Annotated in this window: 1 protein-coding gene and 1 pseudogene; both read right to left on the bottom strand. The window is 44.8% G+C overall.

From position 1 onward, the window contains the following. Window positions 1–342 (bottom strand): orotidine 5'-phosphate decarboxylase / HUMPS family protein (locus tag KIV40_RS26890; RefSeq protein WP_285352230.1); only part of this gene is annotated, 342 nt, incomplete at its 3' end. 96 nt (window positions 343–438) lie between these two features. Continuing rightward, window positions 439–1,254 (bottom strand): annotated as a pseudogene (locus tag KIV40_RS26895) (lipopolysaccharide assembly protein LapB); the annotation flags it as partial.

Below are 1,254 nucleotides of genomic sequence, written 5' to 3' on the forward strand. Positions count from 1 at the left end.
AATAAGCAATGGACGATCTTTACCATAAGGTTCAAGGATCTCACGTGAAGCCGTCATCATGCGCTCACCGCCACCTGCGTGGACGTTCACCATCCAAACTCCCATTTCAGCGGCTGCACGTACTGCTTTTGAACACGTGTTTGGGATATCGTGGAATTTCAAATCTAGGAATACCGAGAAACCACGCTTGTGTAATTCGCGAACGAATTCTGGCCCAAATAGAGTAAACATCTCTTTACCGACCTTTAGGCGACAAGATGCTGGATCGATTCTATCAACAAAGGCCAAAGCATCAGCTTGGTTGTCGTAATCCAGTGCTACAATGATTTTTTGATCGTTCATTTCATCTCCTAACGCAGTTTATTGTCTTAAATTTTACTCATAAAAATGCAGCCCGAAAGCTGCACTTTTCAATTTGGTCTAACATTGACCATAAATCTATTCACCATCAAGGCCACGAATTGGCTTGATCGTTCCCCACCCCTTACATGAAGGGCAATGCCAATACATAGAGTGGGTAGAGAAACCACACTTCCTACAGCGGTAGTGAGGCTTCATTTTTAACTGTTCACCAACCATTGATTGCAATGTGGTCAAGCTGTTCTTAGCTCTCCCCTCTTCTGCTTCGGCAATATGGTAATCGATCAATCGATAGAAGCCTTTCATGGTTGGGTTTTTAAGAAGTTGCTTGGTTAGCAGCTCTTGTGCTGAGCCCACATCTTCATGCTGCGCCACAAGCTGCGCCAACATCAGCTCAGCCGATACGCCAGCTTTTTTCTGAATACAGACTTTCAAGAACTCGACTAGCTGCGCCTCTTGACCTAAATGGTGGTAGCAATCTGTTAGGGTCTTCAGACAACGCCTTTTCAAAATGCTGCATAGCTTTCGACTTATTGCCTTCAGCTTGCTCTTGCATTGCTAACTCACACCAGAAGTGAGCGACAGTTGCACGCATCTTAAGTTTCTTCTTGCTGATCTTAATCAGCACATTGCCGTACTGAATGGCTTTGTTCCATTCTCGTGTTTGTTGATAGATAGAAACCAACTGCTGCAGAGCGCTCTCTTTATGATCAGGTTCTTCAACAAGTTGTTCGAAGATTTTTTCTGCACGGTCTAGGAAGCCCGATACCATGTAATCTTTTGCGAGTTGCTGTAGTGCGAGATTCTTTTGGTCGATAGTGAGACCAGAGCGGGAAATAAGGTTTTGGTGAATACGAATCGCGCGATCGACTTCACCGCGAGAACGGAATAGGT

This window comes from Vibrio sp. D173a (assembly GCF_030248475.1).